15 protein-coding genes and 2 pseudogenes are annotated in these 14,078 nt (G+C 54.0%); 4 read left to right on the top strand and 13 right to left on the bottom strand.

Translation table 11 applies throughout. The features are described 5' to 3' along the window. The first annotated feature begins 9 nt into the window (after positions 1-9). Together ACXUPB_RS17845 and ACXUPB_RS17840 are read left to right on the top strand one after the other, a co-directional pair. Positions 10-1,299, top strand: a complete 1,290-nt coding sequence (locus ACXUPB_RS17845) for an ABC transporter substrate-binding protein (protein WP_179916931.1) — start codon at positions 10-12, stop codon at positions 1,297-1,299. A 66-nt stretch (positions 1,300-1,365) separates the two neighbouring features. Further along, positions 1,366-2,139, top strand: coding sequence for a carbohydrate ABC transporter permease (locus ACXUPB_RS17840; protein WP_472953740.1), 774 nt, complete (start codon positions 1,366-1,368; stop codon positions 2,137-2,139). Here ACXUPB_RS17840 and ACXUPB_RS17835 read toward each other — a convergent pair. Beyond that, positions 2,074-2,897 (bottom strand): annotated as a pseudogene (locus ACXUPB_RS17835) (IS3 family transposase); the annotation flags it as partial. The gene ACXUPB_RS17840 and the pseudogene ACXUPB_RS17835 overlap by 66 nt on opposite strands. Positions 2,898-3,109: 212 nt before the next feature. On the opposite strand from ACXUPB_RS17835, the gene ACXUPB_RS17830 reads away from it, so the two are divergent. Beyond that, a complete protein-coding gene (locus ACXUPB_RS17830) occupies positions 3,110-3,448 on the top strand; it encodes a hypothetical protein (RefSeq protein ID WP_179917289.1) in 339 nt (112 codons plus the stop codon). Positions 3,449-3,722: 274 nt separating this feature from the next. Here the strand turns inward: ACXUPB_RS17830 and ACXUPB_RS17825 are convergent, their stop codons facing one another. Together ACXUPB_RS17825 and ACXUPB_RS17820 are read right to left on the bottom strand one after the other, a co-directional pair. Continuing rightward, entirely contained in the window at positions 3,723-4,961 is a 1,239-nt protein-coding gene (locus ACXUPB_RS17825; protein ID WP_472953738.1) for a type II toxin-antitoxin system HipA family toxin, read from the bottom strand. Next, positions 4,958-5,254: a helix-turn-helix domain-containing protein gene (locus tag ACXUPB_RS17820; protein WP_472953736.1), complete on the bottom strand. Its 297-nt coding sequence runs from the start codon at positions 5,252-5,254 to the stop codon at positions 4,958-4,960. The genes ACXUPB_RS17825 and ACXUPB_RS17820 overlap by 4 nt, the downstream gene beginning before the upstream one ends. Before the next feature lie 208 nt (positions 5,255-5,462). Between ACXUPB_RS17820 and ACXUPB_RS17815 the strand changes: the two genes are divergently transcribed. Beyond that, positions 5,463-6,485 (top strand): serine hydrolase domain-containing protein, encoded by a 1,023-nt coding sequence (locus ACXUPB_RS17815; RefSeq protein WP_472953735.1) that lies wholly within the window; start codon positions 5,463-5,465, stop codon positions 6,483-6,485. A gap of 38 nt (positions 6,486-6,523) precedes the next feature. Here ACXUPB_RS17815 and ACXUPB_RS17810 read toward each other — a convergent pair whose 3' ends face one another. The 10 genes and pseudogenes from ACXUPB_RS17810 to ACXUPB_RS17765 all read right to left on the bottom strand — a co-directional run bounded on the left by ACXUPB_RS17810 (position 6,524) and on the right by ACXUPB_RS17765 (position 13,950). Then, positions 6,524-7,117: an exopolysaccharide biosynthesis protein gene (locus ACXUPB_RS17810; protein WP_472953733.1), complete on the bottom strand. Its 594-nt coding sequence runs from the start codon at positions 7,115-7,117 to the stop codon at positions 6,524-6,526. Continuing rightward, positions 7,110-7,574 (bottom strand): tellurite resistance TerB family protein, encoded by a 465-nt coding sequence (locus tag ACXUPB_RS17805; protein WP_472953730.1) that lies wholly within the window; start codon positions 7,572-7,574, stop codon positions 7,110-7,112. The genes ACXUPB_RS17810 and ACXUPB_RS17805 overlap by 8 nt, the downstream gene beginning before the upstream one ends. A 35-nt stretch (positions 7,575-7,609) precedes the next feature. Then, positions 7,610-8,620 (bottom strand): nucleoid-associated protein, encoded by a 1,011-nt coding sequence (locus ACXUPB_RS17800; protein ID WP_472953728.1) that lies wholly within the window; start codon positions 8,618-8,620, stop codon positions 7,610-7,612. Positions 8,621-8,654: 34 nt separating this feature from the next. After that, a complete protein-coding gene (locus ACXUPB_RS17795; protein ID WP_008959452.1) occupies positions 8,655-9,416 on the bottom strand; it encodes an ABC transporter permease in 762 nt (253 codons plus the stop codon). Further along, positions 9,413-10,348 (bottom strand): ABC transporter ATP-binding protein, encoded by a 936-nt coding sequence (locus tag ACXUPB_RS17790; RefSeq protein ID WP_472953726.1) that lies wholly within the window; start codon positions 10,346-10,348, stop codon positions 9,413-9,415. The genes ACXUPB_RS17795 and ACXUPB_RS17790 overlap by 4 nt, the downstream gene beginning before the upstream one ends. Before the next feature lie 83 nt (positions 10,349-10,431). Continuing rightward, positions 10,432-10,713, bottom strand: a pseudogene (locus ACXUPB_RS17785) (peptidylprolyl isomerase); the annotation flags it as partial. Between the two features lie 45 nt (positions 10,714-10,758). Then, positions 10,759-11,847, bottom strand: a complete 1,089-nt coding sequence (locus ACXUPB_RS17780; protein ID WP_472956761.1) for a serine hydrolase — start codon at positions 11,845-11,847, stop codon at positions 10,759-10,761. 56 nt (positions 11,848-11,903) lie between these two features. Further along, on the bottom strand, positions 11,904-13,028 hold the full coding sequence (locus ACXUPB_RS17775; protein WP_472953725.1) for an acyltransferase family protein: 1,125 nt from the start codon (positions 13,026-13,028) through the stop codon (positions 11,904-11,906). A gap of 187 nt (positions 13,029-13,215) precedes the next feature. Next, on the bottom strand, positions 13,216-13,512 hold the full coding sequence (locus ACXUPB_RS17770) for a hypothetical protein (RefSeq protein ID WP_374694456.1): 297 nt from the start codon (positions 13,510-13,512) through the stop codon (positions 13,216-13,218). A 285-nt stretch (positions 13,513-13,797) separates the two neighbouring features. Beyond that, complete coding sequence (locus ACXUPB_RS17765) at positions 13,798-13,950, bottom strand: hypothetical protein (protein WP_472953723.1); 153 nt, start codon at positions 13,948-13,950, stop codon at positions 13,798-13,800. Positions 13,951-14,078: the final 128 nt, after the last annotated feature.

Below are 14,078 nucleotides of genomic sequence, written 5' to 3'. Positions count from 1 at the left end.
GAGAATTTCATGCACTTAACTAACAAATACAATGTGCCCTGTTCACGCCCTCGTCACTTGGCGCTGGTTGTTGCCGCTGTTGCTGCTTTGGGGTCAGTCACCGCAGCCGCCGATACCACGGTGACGGTGCTAAGGATTGAGAGCAGCAGCGCCGAAAAGCGCTACTACGAGGAAGTGGTTGCCGCCTATGAAGCGGAGCACCCTGACGTTGATGTCGAATTCGAATACCTTGCCAACGAGGCGTACAAAACGCGCCTGCCCACCATGCTGCAGTCCAGCCAGCGCCCGGATATCTATTACACCTGGGGCGGTGAGGGGTTGCGCGATCAGGTCGACGCGGGATTTGTCCGCGACCTGAGCGAGCCGATGCGCGATGGTTGGCAGGATATCTACCCTAAGTCCGCGGTACGCGCCTTCACTCTTGATGATCGCGTCTATGGCGCGCCGCTCTACGCCACGGTGGTGGGTATCTGGACGAACACTGCCCTGACAGAACAGGCGGGAGTTGATGCGCAAGCGATTAAGACCTGGGCGGATTTTGAAAACGCCGTGGTAGCGCTGCGGGAAGAGGGCATAACGCCGCTGGTGGTCGGTGGCCAGGATGGTTGGCCGCTGCACTTCTATTGGGGCTCTTTAGTCACCCGCCTCGCTGGTGGCGACGGCATTGAAGCGGCTAAAAGCGGTGATAACGGCGGCTTTAACGGCGAACCGTTTGTACGCGCGGGTGAAATGCTGCAGTCGCTTGTTGAGCTCGACCCTTTTCAGCCCGGCTTTATGGCCACTTCCTACGAGCGCGCCAGCGGGATGTTTGGCGATGGTGAGGCTGCCTTCCACGTGATGGGTGACTGGGATTATCTTCCTTCCAAGCAGCGCTCAGTCAGTGGCGAGGGTGTCCCGGATGACGACTTGCTGTTTATTCCTTTTCCAGAGGTCGAAGGTGGTGAGGGCAACGCACAGAGTTTTGGCGGGATGAACGGTTTTGCTGTCACCCGTGATGCGCCCGATGAAGCGGTCGACTTTCTGCGTTTTCTGCTCAATGCCGACAACCAGCGTAAAGCCGCCGCGACAGGGATCTTTGTGCCGGTTGCCGAGGGCTCCGCTGAAGCGCTTGAAACGCCCTATGCTCGCCGCGTTGCAGAAATTCTTGATGAGTCCGAGTTTCATCAGGTGTTTCTGGACCAAGCGCTGGGTACGTCTGTCGGCGCGACGATTAATGATATCAGCGGTGATTTGGCGCAAGGCGTCGTGACGCCCGAAGAGGCCGCCGCCCGGGTTGAAGAGGCCTGGCAGTTTAGATGATCCACCCGCTAAAAGAGCACGCGCGTTACCGCCCGTGCTCATCCACGCTCTGCCTCGGAGTTTGCCATGACCACGCTTGACCGAACCGCCGTGCCGCGGAGAGGGAATGCTGACCGGGTGAAGAAAGGCTTGGTGAGCGGTAAATTCACCGCGCTGCTGATTCTGCTTCCACCGGCGTTAATCCTTTTTTCGCTGTTCGTCATTCTGCCGCTCGCGGATGCTGTCTATTACAGCGGCTTTTCCTGGAATGGCTACGGTGCGCCCAGTGACTTTGTCGGCGCGCAAAATTATCAGCGCCTGCTCGATCACTCGGTGTTTCATACCGCGCTGTGGAATACCGCCAAACTGATCCTGGTATCGTTACTGATCCAGATGCCCCTGGCACTGGGGTTAGCACTGCTGGTGTACCGTAAAACGCCCACCAATACCCTGTTTAGACTGGTATTTTTCCTGCCCTATATACTGGCGGAAGTGGCCGCGGGGCTCATCTGGAGCTTTGTTTTTGACGGCGACTACGGCATTACCAGTTCGCTATTGCATGCCATGGGCCAGGAGTCGGTGTATGTGTTGGCCGATCACCAGTGGGCGTTTCCGGCGATTATGACCGTGATCGTTTGGAAGTACTTTGGCTTCCATATGATGATCTATATTGCCGCCCTGCAGGGCGTGCCCAAGGATCTGGTTGAAGCCGCCAAGCTTGAAGGGGCTAAACCCCGCCAAGTGGCGCTTTTTGTACAAATCCCGCTGATTAAACATGCCATCGTAGTGAGTGGTTTCTTTGCCGTTGTCACAGCGAATAGAGCGCGGTTTGCCCCGCCACTCAATGATCTGCTCCAGTGATCGGATAACACGCTCTGCCGGAAGCGAGAAGTCTACTTCGATGCCAAGGCCTTCGCGGTTGAAGTCATCAATCACATTCAGCAGCCGGTAGCTGCGACCATCGTTGAGCTGGTCGTGCATGAAGTCCATCGACCAACTGTCATTGATCATTTCCGGCACTGCCAATGGCTCCGGCTGTTCACGAACCAGGCGTTTCTTGGGTTTTATCCGCAGGTTCAGTTCCAGTTCCCGATAAATTCGGTAAACCCGTTTGTGATTCCAGCCAAACCCTTTGACGTTTCTCAGGTGCAAAAAGCACAGGCCGAAGCCCCAATTTCGCTGGTTATGGGTCAACCGGGTTAGCCAGTCGGCGATCTCGGCATTCTCGCTGCTGAGCTTGGCCCGGTAGCGATAGCAGGTCTCGCTGATGCTGAACATCCAGCAAGCCAGCCGAATACTGATGCGCTTCTCATTGACGGCTTTCTGCGCCATCTCACGGCGTCGAGACGGCTTCACCACTTTTTTTCGATGGCTTCCTTGAGGATGTCCGCTTTCACTCGTTCCTCAGCGTACATCTTCTTGAGCCGTCGGTTTTCATCCTCTAGCTCTTTCAGCCGGGCCATCATGGACGCATCCATGCCGCCGAATTTAGCTCGCCACTTGTAGAAAGTCGCACTGCTCATGCCATGCTCACGACATAGCTCTGGAACCGGTGCGCCGCCTTCGGCTTGCTTGAGAATTGACAGTATTTGGCTGTCGGAAAAACGTGATTTTTTCATGCAGAATCTCCCTGCGCTTAGCTTACGGAAAATTCTACTTTTGAACACTCTGGTTTTTCGGGGGGATTACCGGAAGAATATGATCGCATGTGGCGATGATAATGGATTAGCAGAAATGGCCGTCCGCATTATAGACCTTGGTCTAACATCGACCTTGGTTTATAATGCACTGCAACAAGCCCAATTTGGTGCTTACTGCAGGAGATCATACGATGCCTCCCGAGCTTACTGAACGGCCCGCGCCGTTACCTTATCGGCTTTCTACCACGGCAAACGTTCAACGTAGCCTTCGCCAATGTTTGTCGATTGCCGCTGAACTGCTTTACGACCACGGCCATGTGCTAGAAACCATTACCCTGCCACAGCGCGGCTTAGCCCACCGTGAACTTGTCGCGCTTAGCACAGCTGCGCCCACCTGGGCGACCTGCCAGCAAGTGATGGAAGCTAGTGAAGCCGCCACCTTTAATGACTATGGCCGCTTTGTACTGACCAGCCTTGGTCGCGAGCTGATGTTTGATATGTTTGGTCAGGGTGCTGCTGACTGCGCATAAAAAAACCGCCCCTAGCTTTCGCTAGTGGGCGGTTTTTTGCTTGGCTTATTGTTTGAGGCTTAGCGTAGGCCAAGCATCGACAGAATGAACAGCACAACGACGATCAGGCCAATAATGTAGATAATATTACGCATAGGGCACTCCTTGCTTATTTGCGTTTCAGGGGAAATCAATGGGTTGCTTACCCATGAGCTAACACACCCATCCTAGCAGGCTTTTTCTTGTTTTGCGTAATCCCGCTGCCTCCCTCTAGTCGAAAGTGACTACTCTTGTGCTATCCAAGGCGTTGGTATTTTTCGTCAAAGGCGCGCTGAATAAGCTTCTGCTGCTGGTTATCGATCTCTAATTCATGACAAAGGGTCGGCCACCCAGCAAGGGCATCAAGGGTTTGCTCAATGTAGAGATCCGGATCTAAGTACCGAAAGGGTGCACACACCTGTTTTAGCTTCTTCCGGGTAGCCACGCCTGCACCGCTGATAGAGGTGGTGTGTTCATCTGCGTATCCCCGAACAGGGGCATAAGTAAGGTCATAAGCTGGCGCCAACGTCCACCGCCCCTGATCATGCAAAAAAGCGAAGTTCTTTGCGTGGTCATCATGGTTGTGGGTCAGGGCATTGAACACCATCAGCCTCGCCATTCGCTCAACGTCTTCTGAATGGCGGGTGAACGCGTTAGTTGCCTTCAACAGGTCTGAATAGTCCAGCGATGGGGCGCTGTAATCAGCATAGAGAATACCGCTAGCCGTCATCATGTGAATTTTGCTATTACCATTGCGATCAAAACGCTGAGCGGAAAAGAAACGTTCGATGCCCGTTGCAGAGTTGATCTCAATCAGCCTACTCTCAGCCATTTTCACCCCAGCAAGCTCTGCCAACAATGAATAGGCGTACTCAATGGCACCAGTGTCCCGATGCTCGTTGGGTGCGCGGAATTTCACTAGCCAGTGCTGGTAGCCCGCCGAAAGGTCTTTGAACGAGGTACTGCAATGACGTCCATTAGGAGACAAAGCGACGACAACCTTGGGCCGGGCACCGGCCGGAGAACCACCCGCCAATCTTAGGGCGTCCAGAGTCGATGAAGTCTCACCTTCATAGACAGCATGAGAGGCCTGATAAAGTTGTTCCAAGTCGATATTGTCTTCATCGACGGTACGCTCGAGAACGGGGCGATACTCTAGCGCTCCCATTCCCCTATCGGCCATATAAGCCAGCCGGTCAAGAGGAGAAATGTCTCTCCGGTCTTTTCCATATTCGGCAAGAAAATAACGATCCATGAGCAGCATTCCCCAGCCATCTGGCAGCGAGTCAGCAAATGCCCCCGGCAGACCAGCAAAAAGAAGTGGATCAGCCGCCTTTTGTGGTTGAGTAGTAAAATTCATATTCAAGGGCGACAAATTGAAGCCTTCCGCCACCCATTGGGGGTAATAGGCAAAGTAGATCCCCTGTCGACTAGCGACCAGCTCCCCTACTGGATTACCTGATAGCAGCACCTCTACGGTGTTGATCCGCTTCATTTTCGCCCCCGAGTGCGACCTGTCCGTTTGATTTCTTCAAGTGAAACTGGGTGTTCATGCTTGAATAGTTCGGCAATTTGACCTGTCGCGCCTAGTGCCGTGGCAATGAGTACAAGTCCTTCGAGGGTTATTTGCCCATGAGACTCGAATCGTTTAATAGTGGACTCGGAAACACCCGCCATCTGCGCCAAAGTTCTACGGGAAAGGTTCTGTGCCAATCGGGCTGCCCGTGCGTTGGCACCGACCTGCTGGGCCAGTTCGCCAGGCGCAAGCAGAGAGTGAGTCAGGGCCATAATAGCTCTCTCAATAAAGGGTCATTTATAATCCACTATATACTAAAAGTGGCTATAAAAGATCAAAAATGAGCCATTCATATAAATATTCAGTTCCATTCTTAGGCGCAGAAAGTACCACCTAACCTTCATGCTCGCGGCTATCTGTTGCGGAACCTCTTCGGCTTCTTAGCCTCGAACCTTTGCCACTTATACTGAAGGTATTGCGATGCGCGTTACTGCTTTACTTGTTTCGTTTGCTGTTATGTCGTTTTTCACTACTTCTGCCGCGGCAGCAAATAAACCCTCTGCAACAGCACTCCAGGCACTAGACCAGCAAACCCGACAGCTTGAACGCATTCACAGCATGGTAGTGGCCTACGATGGCGAGATTATCCATGAACATCATCAAAGTGGGCCGGGTGTGGCCTCGCCTGCCAATATTAAATCGCTGTCCAAAACGGTGCTGGCGGCGATCACTGGGGCGGCGATTGAGGCGAATATTGTCGACTCCGTTGAGCAACCCATGGTGGATTTGTTTGGCGAGCACCTTCCTAGCGGTATTGATCCAAAAGTTAGCGAGATCACTGTGGCCCATCTACTCGCACTGCAAGCGGGGCTTGAGCGTACCTCAGGCAGTAACTATGGCGCTTGGGTAGCCAGCGACAACTGGGTTAACGATGCCATCACTCGCCCTTTTGTGGATGAACCCGGCGGGGAAATGCTCTACTCAACCGGCACCAGCCATCTGCTTTCCGCCGCGCTTACCCATGCCAGCGGCGAGACGACCCATGCACTGGCACAACGCCTGCTAGGCGATCCGCTCAATATCACTATCCGCCCTTGGCTGCGCGACCCACAAGGCATCTATTTTGGTGGCAATGATATGCAGCTTTCGCCGCGAGCGTTGATTGAGGTGGGCGAGCTGTATCGTAACGATGGGCTAGTCATTGACGAGACTGGCAATGAACAGCGGGTTCTGCCGGAAGGCTGGGTAGCAACATCGTGGCAGCCGCGCGGCACCTCTCGCTGGACCGGTGATGGATACGGCTTCGGTTGGTTTATTACTCAGTTAGCAGGGGAAGATGTTTACTATGGGCGCGGCTACGGTGGCCAAGCACTGTTTGTTATTCCCGAGCGTGAAATGACGGTCGTGATTACTTCTGATCCCAACCCACCCTCGCCGGGCGGGCAGTTCCAGCAGCGGCTGAATGGGCTGGTGGAGGAGCTATTGGCGCAAGACCCGCAGTAGCTCCCGGTTAAACGCCGAACACAATAAAACGCTTCAATTTATAACAGATTCATCGCGATAAAGGTGCAGGTAGCGCCAAACAGCGCAAACCCCAGCAGCAGCGCCACCCCATCGCGGGCAACCAGGCCTAGCCCCAGCAGCGACAGCGCCAGCCCCGCGCCGTTGGCTGAAAAGGGAATAAACTCCATGGGCGGCATGGCCAGTGCGATAAGCAGGCATACCACCGCCGTCACGCGGATACCGATATACCCGGTCAGCCACGGCAAACGAACCTTCAGCAGCCCGTCCACCCAGCGGGCGGGCTTTTTCATGTAATGAATGCCTTTATCAAACTTTTGCCGCGAAATTGAGCGATTTAGCAGCCATTTAGGCAGCCAAAACGCTTCACTGCCCGCCAATAATTGCACTGACACCAACAGTACCAGCGCGGCCATCAGCGTGGGCATACCGGGTATATCGCCAATAATCGGCGTCAGGGTAATTAAGCCAGCCTCCAGCAGGAGCGGCCCAAACGAGCGCCGACCTACGGCATAAACCACATCATCAACGCTGATTCGAGGAGCGTCCTGCTCCATGTTCTCAATTGAGTCAATTAGGTCCATTAAATTCGAGTCTTCATTGCGGTTATGCATCGTGGTTATTGCGCTCCTCTACGTGCAGTTTGGTGCGGATAAAATCACTGTGGCTGACATGTAGCAAATCCGCCAAGCGGCGAATGCGGTGCTCTTCTAGCGGGTCAACATTGCCGTCGGCCCAGGCCAGTTGCCACATTTGTACCACCAGCTCACAGCGCTGACCGTAGTTATAGTGCTCTTTGATCAGGCTAACGAACTGGTAGTGATCAACGGCTTCATCCACTTCCGCCTGAGCAAGCGACATTAGCTCTTCTACATCGCTTTCGCTTAGTCGGTAGCGCTCAATTAGCATGCTGCGCAGTGTGGCCAGCTCTTCGTCGGTGGTGTCGTAATCAGCGCGGACGATTTCACACAGCAGCGCGGCGGTGGCAAGCTCCAGCGTCAGCGTTTGGTTTTCACGCTGTTCGGGTTGCGCCAGCGTGCGCTGGAAAAAATCACTAATGGCGTTCAGCATTGGGGTCTCCTGAGTCGGTACCGCTTGTCCTTAGCTTAGTCTTGTTTGGTGAGCTGCTCTCTTAATTGCTTTGGCACTTGCTTAATGATCAAGCGATCCTGAGCAGCGTCGTACTCAATGCTTGAACCGAGCAGATGAGAATCAAAGCTGATCGAGACGCCGCCCGCACGCCCGGTGAAACGGCGAAACTGGCTCAAGGTGCGTTTATCGGGCGGAATTTCCGGCGATAGCCCGTAATCGGCGTTGCGGATATGCTCGTAAAACGCTTTGGGCTGCTGTTCGTTGACCAAGCCGGAAAGCTCATCCAGGGTCATCGGCTCGCCCCGACGCAGCTGTTCATTGGCGTAGTCCACTAGCGTGTCGGTTTTTTCACGGCTCACTTCGTCGTCGTAATCCTCTTTTTCGACGTAGTCGCTAAACGCTTTTAGCAGCGTGCGGGTTTCCGCCGGGGCATCAACGCCCTCTTCCATGCCCAGTAAGGCAACCAAGCCCTCGGCGAGTTTTTTGCCGCCGCGATCTTTTAAAAACGAGACATACTGCGCACTCGGGGCATCGCTCTGCCACTGGGTAAGATTGATGCGCGCCGCCAGCGTCAGCTGGCTGGTATTGAGCTGGGCAGCGGGCACCGCGTGGTGCTCAGAATTAATACCAATCCCTTCGCGCTGGTGCACCAAGGCAAACAGCAGCGTTTCGGTATCGCCCTGGCGCTGATGGCTAATCACTAAGTAACCACTCACTGACAGCTGCTCTTGAAGCTGCTTGGCGAGCCTTTCAGCCAGCGCAACGGAAAGCTCGGCAAAGCTTTTATCACCCGCCAAATAGTCGCGCAGCCACATGGCAAGGGGCCCTGCTTGCTCGCCTTCTTCGGCAAAGCGCCCCCAGCCTTTGGGCTTGGTGTTGTAGGTGTCGTTGAGCGCACCCACTAGGCTTGTCATTACCGGGTTATCGCTGGGGGCCGCCTGTTCTTGGGGCGCAGCGGTTAGGGTTAGGCGCTCACCGTCTAGCGTCGGGTCAAGACGGTGCACAATACTTTGCAGTAGTGGCATAAGGGTCTGCTAGCATCCAGAAGTTAAACGTAAATTAGGGTTTGAGGCGGTAACCGGTGCGAAAAATCCAGCCAATCGTGGCCAAGCAAGCGACCAGGAACAGGGTAATCATGCCCACGCTGGCCGCCAGGCTAACATCGCTAATACCGTAAAAGCTCCAGCGAAAGCCGCTCACTAGGTACACCACGGGATTAGCCAAGGTGATGGTTTGCCAAAACGGCGGCAGCATATCGATAGAGTAGAAGCTGCCGCCCAAAAAGGTCAGCGGCGTGATCACCAACAGCGGCACCAGCTGCAGCCGGTCAAAGCCATCGGCCCATATACCAATGATAAAACCGAGCAGGCTAAAGGTGACCGCCGTTAGCACCAGGAAGAAGAGCATCCAAAATGGATGAGCAATCTCCAGCGGCACAAAGAAGTTTGAGGTCGCCAGGATAATCAGCCCCAGCAGTATCGATTTTGAAGCGGCCGCGCCCACGTAGCCAATCACTATCTCTAAATGTGAAATAGGCGCTGACAGTAGCTCATAAATGCTCCCGGAAAACTTCGGGAAAAAGATACCGAAGGAGGCGTTGGAAACGCTTTGCGTCAGCAGCATTAGCATAATCAAACCCGGCACGATAAAGGCGCCGTAGCTAACCCCATTGACCTCACTGATTCGCGAGCCGATCGCCGCGCCGAACACCACGAAGTAGAGCGATGTGGAGATGACGGGTGAGACAATGCTCTGCAGTAATGTGCGGCGCGTACGGGCCATTTCGGCCATATAGATGGCGCGAACGGGATGAAGGTTCATGCGCGCTCCTTAACCAAATCGACAAAAATATCTTCAAGCGAGCTTTGCCGAGTATTGAGATCTTTAAAAGTGATCCCTTCCCGCTCCAGCGCCGTTAAAAACTCTGATATCGCGTGACCGTCCTCTTCCTGGCTGCCATCGTAGGTATAGATCAATTCAAACCCTTCAGCGGCTAAGCTCAGCTCAAAGCGTTGGAGGTTCGCAGGTATCTCTGTCAACGGGCTGTGCAAGTTTAGTATTAGTTGCTTGCTGCCCAGCTTACTCATTAACGCCGCTTTCTCTTCTACCAGCACCAGTTCACCGCGATTAATGACGCCGATGCGGTCGGCCATCTCTTCGGCTTCTTCGATGTAGTGGGTGGTCAATATGATCGTCACACCGTTATCGCGCAGTTGGCGCACTACGTCCCACATCTCGCGGCGCAGTTCAACGTCGACCCCGGCAGTGGGCTCATCCAAAAAAAGAATCCGCGGCTCATGCGAGAGTGCTTTGGCAATTAGCACACGGCGCTTCATACCGCCCGAGAGCGTCATTAGCCGGTTGTTGCGCTTATCCCAAAGCGCCAGCGACTTGAGCACTTTTTCGATATGCGCAGGATTAGGCGCTTTGCCAAACAAACCGCGGCTGAAACTGACGGTGTTCCAGACGGTTTCAAACGCCTCGTTGGTCAGTTCTTGGGGCACTAGCCCAATGCGCTCGCGGGCCTGGCGGTAGTGGGTAATATTATCGAACCCATCGACCATGACATGGCCAGCGGTGGGATTGACCAAACCGCATACCACGCTAATCAGCGTGGTTTTGCCTGCCCCGTTGGGGCCAAGCAGCGCAAAGATTTCACCGCGCTGAATCGTTAAATCAATATGAGTTAACGCCTGAAAGCCACCCTCGTAGGTTTTGTTCAGGGCGTTAATGGTAATAATCGGGTCGTTCAAGGCGTACTCCTCACACCGCGGTTGAACCACCGCGGTGCTTGACGGCCTTTTAGGCGCAATTAAGAGCGTTTGGTTAGGAAAAATTAAGTGCGGCTGGTGACTTCTAGCAGGTGATAACCAAACTGGGTTTTCACCGGGCCGTGCACTTGGCCGACCTCGTCATTGAAGACGACCTTATCAAACTCAGGCACCATTTGGCCGGGGCCAAAGCTGCCGAGGTCGCCGCCTTGGCGGCTGGAGGGGCAGCTGGAGTGCTCTTTGGCGACTTCAGCAAAGTCGCGGCCGTTTTCGATCTCTTTCTTGAGTGCTAGGCACTGCTCTTCGCTGCTGACTAGAATGTGGCGGGCGCTGGCTTGTGTCATAAGTTGCTCCTGACTAAGTAGGTTCTGAGAATCATTCGGGGCAGTAGTTTACCACGGCTTACCCAGGGCTCCGCTATAACGCAACGCTTCACCGACACTGGCCAAGGCGCGTTCGTGCGCGTTTACCGCTACGGGCCCGCGAGCACAGCTAACGATCACCCATGGCCCTTGGGTGGTTGTCTCAACGTTGGCACGCTTGGCAATACCGGCATCGCAACTACGCCGCTGCTGAGTGCCGGTTTTATGGGCAAAGTTTATGCCTTCCCCCAGGCCCGCTTTAAGACGCCGCTTGCCAGAACTGGTTCGCTGCATCACCGCTAACAGCGTTTGCCGCTGCTCGGCGCTTAAGTCATCTGTGCCGCCGTGCAGGCTAGCTAGAAGGTCGCCAAAAGCGCGTAAGGTGCCCACGTTTTCGCCGGTGGCTTCGTAGGCATCAAACGCATGGTCGTAATCGGGCTGGGTAAAGGATTCTGTGCTAACGCCTAGCGCGCGGGCCAACGCCTGGGCACGCTGGCTTACCGCTTGCTGGCGCAGAGCGATAAAATCCATTCCGCCAAGCGCGCGCGCATCCGGGTGGAGCTCGCCGTAAACCCCTTGGCGAACGCCGACCAACGTTGAGATAGGGCCGAGCTCATCGGGATTGCCACCGCTTGCCGCGATCATCGTACGCGCGCGCTGATTCACCGCTTCAAGCCCTACCCGATCAATCAACATATCAGTGGCGGTGTTGTCGCTGACGGTAATCATCTGCTCCAGCAAGTAACGAATAGAGATAGGCGTGCCGGGATCATGCCAGTTGGTGGGGCCCGCGCCATCGACAAAGTCACTTTGGGCAAGCGTTAGCCGCTCATCCAGCGTCAGCGTGCCCGCCTGTCGTTCGGCCAGCACCTGTGCTGCCACCGGTATTTTAATCAGCGAGGCTAAATACCAAGGGGCATCGGCACGCCAAGAAAATACTTCACCACTGAGGAGGTTTTGTACATAAACGCCGAGTTCGCCCTCAAACACACCTTCGATAGCCTTCAAGCGAGAGGTTAAATCACCCTGCCAGGCGCTCTTTTTATCGACTTCATAATACCAATTAGTCTCGTATCCATCGGCATGCACGGGTAGCGCAATCAGCAGCACTACGGCCACTAGCCCGCATTGAATCCAGTGTCGCAAATCGTAAGCTCCAGAAGTATTTATCGCGGTTAACGGTGATTCGCCATCCAGCGGGTCACCCAAATCCACGCCGCGGCGCCAAGTATCAACAGCCCGCCCACGCCCAGTGCCTGTGGATAGCTATACATCCCCTCGCCTTCCCACAAAAAGCGCAGCACCAAGAAGATCATCACAATATGGAAAATAAACGCTTTAAGGGCATCTGAACCGACCATCGTCAGCGGCAAAAGTGCCTTGGCAGCTTTGGCGCCCCCGGCTAACGCTAGGGCTAACAGCACTAGCGCACCGCCTAAGCTAAACAGCATAAACTCAAGCCCTGGCGGATGCTTACCGACATTGTTGGCAATCGCCAGCATCGCCGCGTGCACATCGCCATTGGCAAAGGCCATCGCATAAAATCCTGCCACCATTAGCGCGCCTGCCCCCAGCAGTGTGAGCACTAAGCGCTGGCGAGAGCTCGGTTCAAAATAGCAGCGAAGTAGCGCTTCCCCGATAAGCAGCCCGATTAAAATCATCGGGGCACGGCTAATCTGCCCCCAGGTGTAGTGGTCTTCGTGATCCACCAGCAGCGCTTTCAGAATATCGTTGCCACCAAACGTAAGGCTTTGCAGCCAAATAGTGAGTGCTGTTAACGCACCAATCGTAGCTAGGCGGCTCCACAGCGGCGCCCGCGCCCATAGCGGCAGCATCAGCGGCACCCATAGCAGCGCGATAGCGTAGAAACCCAAGATTTCGACCCAAATTGCAAAACGGCCATACATCAAGGCATCGACGATCTCGCTGGGCGAGTAGAACGGCAGCATCTCAATGACAAGGAGCGCTTTATACCAGAACCACACCTCTACAGCGCGCAGCCATAGCTTTAACCGACGCTTAGGCCAGTCATCGCTTTGAGTGTGGGAAAGAAACGCCACCGCCAGGGCAATGCCAAATACCACAATAAACAGCGAAGAGGAGAATTTAGTCAGAAAATGAATCGGCACCATGCCCCAATCAGGCACATTGCGAATACCCACTAACCCACTGACTGAGTGGCTAATAATCATCAAGCCGATGGCGATACCACGGGCAAGGTCAATCGCTGCTATACGGCCATCAGCCTTGGGCAGTTGGGGCTTTTCTGTCCACTTTAGGGGCGTCCATTTCAGCGGCATTGAGTCATCCTTGTGGGTACCGTAGTCAATGGTTAAGCATAAAGGTGCTTAACACTTTAGCGTGAAATTATATCGTCCGCTTTGGTTGATAGTGTTAACGGCCACACACAAAGATGCCCCGCAGTTGGCGGGGCATCTGTTGGCTCATCCATGAGCCCGAGAAAAGTGAGTCCTTAAAAAGTTGCAATTACCACCCGGAATCATCCTCCTCTTCATCGGTGGCGGGTACTTCTTGCTCCTCTTCCTCTTCTTCGTAAGTGAATTCTTGCTCTTCCTCTTCGTACTCAGTGCCTACATCCGAACCTTTATCTTGCTCAGTGTCGTAGCTGTTGTAGGTACCTTGATCATCCTGCGTCGTTTCTTCTTGCGGAGTCGGTTCGTACTCGTCGCTGCTATCCACTTGCGCAAACGCAAGTGGGCTGGCCATCAGGCCAAATGATACACCTAGGATGCCAAGTTTCTTGAGAGATTCCGTCTTCATCATGATACTGCTCCTATCAAACGTTGCTACTTAAACATCTGTGCGAGCATCGCACTGGGTTTAACGTGTAAGAGCGACAGGTCGTCCTTCCTGTTACGCTCTCAACCCATCCACTGCAGCCACCATGCCACCTCATAGCATCAGTAAATAAAAACCATTATTAAACAACTTCTTATATGTTTAAAACAGAAACCAACCTTTTGATTTTATTAATAAAAACTAGCCTTATGCTGTTTAAAATAGGCACCTGATCCCCGATTGAGCAGTTAATTGGGGCAATATAACGACTTACTCATAAGCCATTTCTTCAAGCTCTTTCCCGCACGTCTCTTTGACGAAGTAGATAACAAAGAAGTAGATAACAAAGAAGACAGGGGCAATGGCACTGATCGCATAGAAGGCGTAAGCACCAATCGCGCAGCCCAGCAGCATCAACGCCACATTGATACCAGTGCCTGCGCTATCGGAGTTAAAAGAGGTCTGTAGGCTACTAAGTCGTTTGATAGCTAAACTGACACGTCATTGAAGTTGCCTGATCCGTGGCCAGTTCAACTAACCCCTCGGTTAAA

Source organism: Vreelandella sp. DA03-1M (assembly GCF_055725665.1).
Note: the sequence above shows the minus strand (reverse complement) of the source record. Positions and strands in the feature narration are given on the sequence as shown.